Here is a 4,054-nt window from a genome sequence, read left to right on the forward strand (position 1 = left end):
GCCGACGAATGACGCAGGCATTCCCTCACCGCTCTCCGACTCGGCGCGTTTCTTGATCAGGGCAATGACGTCCGTTGCGAATTGATCGGCCATTCTGTTTCCTGTCTTTCTTTCCCGCGTTTCGACCCGGACCCGCGGCTCAGTTCCTGAGGCGCGCCGCGTCGCGAAAGCCATCACGCTTGTGCGACTGACAAAGCCCAATGCTCATAAAGCCGGATCAGGTCCGGCCGGTGTGTGGCGTAGGTGCAGTATGACGATGTGAGCCGCTACACCGTGCGCGTCGTAGCCGATTGCGCGGGCTTCCGGTCTCGCGCCGGCCCAACTGCGGCCGCTTTCGAATGGCTTTGCGTGGAAGGTTCCCAGTCTGTCCATAGGCTCGGAAGAAGTCGGACAGTTGACATGGCCGGTCAGTTGCAACTCCCTTTCCCAGCACTCCACTGCCCGGTAGAGCGCATGAAAGTTCTCCTTTCGGGCAGTTTTTAAGACGCTCGCCACGCCATGAGGCAGTGGGGCATCGGTGTGCGTCAGGTGCTTCTGCCCATGCAGGATTCCACAACATTGATGAAATCGTTTGTTTCGATGAAAGGCATCCACACTTTGGATAGTTGACCACGCGTTTCAAAGATCGTGAACTACATCTCGTCGTTGTGCTCGACGCACTTCCGACAAGTAACCTCACGGGCGCGGCATGCAGGATCCGAGCCCAGCCGGTCATGAGTGCGGCCTTGCCGGGTCGGGCGATAGGCAGTCATGCCCTTCCTGCGGGTCAAGCACTCCGAAAAAACATTTCCCCCATAAATGCTAGATCTTCCGCTGCCTTTTCGCGTCACAGGCCGTCAAACGTCCGGCCGTTCACAACAGTGATCCGGCAAGTGTTTGGCTGCGCGAGACGATGCTGCAGGGAGTCGTCCTGCATGGCACTTCGCTATGATGCTGCGGTGCCGTCTAACGGCGCCTCGTGTTTGAACACACTGAACGGCCACCGCGATCAAAATCGATGGTTCGAGGACCGTTGATCATCACCCCGCCAGCCTCGATCTTGTTTGCCGCCACGAGAGCGACACAGAGACTGCTGGTGAAGATGCCCGCCTGCCCGCTATGTTCGGGATGGTTGACCATCCCGGATGGACCCATCGAGGGTGTCAAGGCGAGCATGAGCACAGGCGCGAACAGTTCACGGGCAGGCGCGACGGTGGCCGCAAAGCAACGTCGCGCCAGCATGCGATCTCAGCAGGATCGGCACCATCCTGTCAGGGAGCAATGCGAGTGGCTGGCTTAGCCGCTGCGACGCTGCCCGGCATCGATGACGAGGACCTGGCGCCGTGCGAGGAGCAAGAGTAGACGGATAGTATGCGCGGGAGTGGCGACCGACCACCTTGTTTCTAAGGCAGACTGAAAGCGGCTCTTACCGGGCGGCTACGCTGTTTCAGAGACTGGGGCGTCGTGCACATCCAGCCGATACTCTTTGTTGCGGATTGCGAACCGATTGCATTGCCGCAGTTACTGGCATCATGTTAACGCGTCGGACGGCGACATTGGCGAGCACGGTTTTGTGGCCGCAGTTGACAAAGCCCATAAGTTCTAGATGCTGCGTGCTAGAATAGATGTTTGAAATCGCAGGGAGTTTCTGATGTCCAACCTTAAGGAAACTGAGGCAACCCAGGCAGCAGGCGAGGTGCCCGTGAAGGAACAGACACCCGATACAAAGGCGCCGAAGACGCGGAAGCGGACCGCGCAGCGCGCAGGTGCTATACGAACCAGAGCCGCCAGCTCGGCTCTTCAGGCGTCTTCATCTAAAGCGATCGCTTCGCCTACAGTCCGGGCAGCGCGGAGAAATTACTCTGAGAACGAGCGTGCCCAGAAGCTCGGCGAGATCGAGAAGCAGATCGGACGGGGAGAGAGTATCAAGGCAGCCGTTCAGAACGCTGGAATATCGGAACAGACGTACTATCACTGGAAAAGGGCTGCTGGGCAGACAACACAGAGCGATGAGCTCAAGGATCTTGTGAAGCTTGAAGAAGAGAACGCCCGTCTGAAGAAGCTCCTCGCTGACCGGCTCCGGAAAGAAAACGCCGAGCTCAGGAAAAAGCTCGGGCTTGCTTGAGCCCTTTGCCGCCATAGGCAAAAAGCCCGAGGGGCGGCTGACCTGAGCTCCAAGGTGACCTTCCTTTCTTCCTGTGACACAGCGAACAGCGTCGCGCCCAGCAGCCGATACTGGCGCAACGAGCTGTTTCGACCTGAGACCGGGCAGCCGGCAACTGAAGACGTTCTTGACGAACGCGCCCAGCCGCTCCCGCCGCCAGTGGTGATCGAGCTGGACGTCGCCGGCAAGGTGCGGCTGCGGATTCCACTGACCACGCCGCCAACACTGGCAGCGGCGATGGTGAAGGCGCGGGGCGTTTCATGATCCCGGTCCCGAGCCAGGTGCGGATCTGGTTGGCGGTGGGCCGGACCGATATGCGTCGCGGAATGCAGCGTCTCGCTCTGCAGGTTCAGGAGACATTGGGCCGGGATCCGCATTTATGCGTCGGGCGAGATTATGTGGCGGAGCCGCCCTGACCCCTTCGGACCGGCCAAACCCAGCTTGCCTCCGCCACATAAACATTCAGATGGAGTTCAGCAGTTGCAGAACGGAGTCATTTGGTCGGAAACGCACGCCGTGATCGCCGGTGACGCCCGCCTTCTCGAGTCCATTGCGCATCATCTCTACATCCGCTGTGGCATAGCGGTGGGTCGTGGCGACCCGTGCATGCCCGAGCCAGGCTTGGATCGTCAAAAGGTCCACGCCGGACTGGAGAAGCTTCATGGCGAGGGAGTGCCGGAAGATGTGCGGCGATATGGGCTTGTCGGCCAAAGCCGGTCTGGTAGGCCCGGCGCTCGTTGCGGGCGCCGAGGAATATCGGTCGCGGCTCGTGATGGGCGATCCCGCGCTCGCTCAACAAGGATGTCAGCGCCCGCAGCCGGGTCCTTAGCAATGGGGACGACGCGGTCTCTACGCCCTTTGCCGCGCAGCAGCACTTGTGGGTGCGGCCGCTCCAACTGAAGGTCGTTTGCGTTGACGCCGGTGGCTTCGGAGGCCGGGCGCCGGTTCGTGCCAAGAAAGAGCAGAAAGGCTCGGTCGCGCCGACCACGGGGCGTCTTTGGATCTGGCGCCGCGATGAGGGTGTCCACTTCGGCCGTGGTGAGGTGGTACGTCACGTCAATGTGCGTCCGTTTAATGGGAATCGTCAGCACGCGTTGGGCGACGCCGAAGGATGCCGGGTCGGCGGCAGCGACGTGGCGGAAGAAAGATCGGATCGCGGCCAAGCGGGCGTTGCGCGTGGTGACGGAATTGTTCCGCTTCTCCTCGAGTTCGTCGAGAAAAGCGAGAACGAGATCTCGATCAGCTCTTCGAGCGCCAACGCCCCCGGCTTCTTCCGCAATCGGGCGGCGGCAAAGAGGATCAGCATGCGCAAGGCATCGCGATAGCTGGCCACGGTCGCGGGAGTCGCATTGCGCTGCTTCGTCAGGCGCCGGCGGAAATAGGACTCCAGGAGCGGCGCTAGGAGTAGGTGTTAACTCATGCTGCTCCTTGAGCGCGCCGCCATCGAGTGCCACCTCGGCTTGATCAATCAGATCAACGAGGCGTTGACGGTGGTCGAGGCGGATATCGCGGTGGTGCCCACTAGGATCCGACAATCCGTCGCCTGATGACGTTGCCTCCGTCACCGTGGGTGCGAACGTTGCCGCGGCAATCGGCAACATTCGGCGCTTCAGCGATCCACAGAGGCTTGTCGCCTACCTTGGCTTCTTCCGAGCGTGCGGCAGTCGGTGAGGGACCGGCCTATCATGGCCGCATCACGAAGCACGTCTCCTGAATCGAAACCTCTATCCGATCGACGAACGCCTCAAGTCTCGCAGGCGAGCAAGGCCGGGCGGGTCCGGGCGGGTCCAGATGTAGCAGGTATCCTAATCATCGCCGAGCGTGTTTAGCTTGGGTCGCGCAGAAAGGTGGATGGCGTGAGCGCGCTGAGATGGATCGCCATTTGGACTAAACGACGGGACGGCTGACTGG

8 protein-coding genes are annotated in these 4,054 nt (G+C 60.8%); 5 read left to right on the plus strand and 3 right to left on the minus strand.

Annotated elements, in window-relative coordinates; genetic code table 11:
- Positions 1-204: 204 nt before the first annotated feature.
- Positions 205-372: a hypothetical protein gene (locus EN742_RS26800; RefSeq protein ID WP_236372582.1), complete on the minus strand. Its 168-nt coding sequence runs from the start codon at positions 370-372 to the stop codon at positions 205-207.
- A gap of 573 nt (positions 373-945) precedes the next feature.
- Entirely contained in the window at positions 946-1,221 is a 276-nt protein-coding gene (locus EN742_RS26805; protein ID WP_091600633.1) for a hypothetical protein, read from the minus strand.
- A gap of 409 nt (positions 1,222-1,630) precedes the next feature.
- Between EN742_RS26805 and EN742_RS26810 the strand changes: the two genes are divergently transcribed.
- From EN742_RS26810 to tnpB, 3 genes are read left to right on the plus strand one after another with little or no spacing between them, the layout of a single operon-like run.
- Positions 1,631-2,104 carry a transposase gene (locus EN742_RS26810; RefSeq protein WP_091600632.1) on the plus strand — a complete coding sequence of 158 codons (474 nt, stop codon included), beginning with the start codon at positions 1,631-1,633 and terminating at the stop codon, positions 2,102-2,104.
- Between the two features lie 54 nt (positions 2,105-2,158).
- On the plus strand, positions 2,159-2,407 hold the full coding sequence (locus EN742_RS39615) for a transposase (RefSeq protein ID WP_236473611.1): 249 nt from the start codon (positions 2,159-2,161) through the stop codon (positions 2,405-2,407).
- Positions 2,404-2,559, plus strand: a complete 156-nt coding sequence (gene tnpB, locus EN742_RS40090; RefSeq protein WP_084831567.1) for an IS66 family insertion sequence element accessory protein TnpB — start codon at positions 2,404-2,406, stop codon at positions 2,557-2,559. Before EN742_RS39615 ends, tnpB begins: the two co-directional genes overlap by 4 nt.
- A 46-nt stretch (positions 2,560-2,605) precedes the next feature.
- On the opposite strand, the gene EN742_RS39625 is transcribed toward tnpB, so the two are convergent.
- Positions 2,606-2,854 (minus strand): tyrosine-type recombinase/integrase, encoded by a 249-nt coding sequence (locus EN742_RS39625; RefSeq protein ID WP_236372574.1) that lies wholly within the window; start codon positions 2,852-2,854, stop codon positions 2,606-2,608.
- Positions 2,855-3,024: 170 nt separating this feature from the next.
- On the opposite strand from EN742_RS39625, the gene EN742_RS39630 reads away from it, so the two are divergent.
- On the plus strand, positions 3,025-3,468 hold the full coding sequence (locus EN742_RS39630; protein WP_245466780.1) for a hypothetical protein: 444 nt from the start codon (positions 3,025-3,027) through the stop codon (positions 3,466-3,468).
- A 93-nt stretch (positions 3,469-3,561) separates the two neighbouring features.
- Positions 3,562-3,690, plus strand: a complete 129-nt coding sequence (locus tag EN742_RS40095; RefSeq protein WP_259980032.1) for a hypothetical protein — start codon at positions 3,562-3,564, stop codon at positions 3,688-3,690.
- Positions 3,691-4,054: the final 364 nt, after the last annotated feature.

This window comes from Mesorhizobium sp. M4A.F.Ca.ET.020.02.1.1 (genome assembly GCF_004022645.1).
Taxonomy (GTDB): Bacteria; Pseudomonadota; Alphaproteobacteria; order Rhizobiales; family Rhizobiaceae; genus Mesorhizobium.